Raw genomic sequence first — 229 nt, 5'->3', positions numbered from 1 at the left:
CCGCTACAGCGGGGATCCGGAGACTACGGTCGACTTCGCACTCCGCGAACTGTACTACCTGCTGCAGACGGTCTCCTCGCCCCAGGACACGGCGGCATTCATCCTCGAGCCGGTCCTCGGCGACGGCGGCTACCTTCCCACCCCGCCGCGCTTCCTCGAGGGATTGCGCGATCGCGCGCCCACCATGGGCATCATCCTCATAATGGACGAGGTCCAGGCAGGGGTCGGC

General features: G+C 67.2%; 1 protein-coding gene. It reads left to right on the top strand.

Going from position 1 to position 229, the window contains the following annotated elements; all coding sequences use genetic code 11:
* Positions 1–229 (top strand): aminotransferase class III-fold pyridoxal phosphate-dependent enzyme (locus ACPYOG_RS21180; protein WP_481296001.1); only part of this gene is annotated, 229 nt, incomplete at both ends.

The organism is Leifsonia sp. HAY1-4F (genome assembly GCF_056755275.1).
This window is presented reverse-complemented; position numbering and strand designations above follow the sequence as displayed.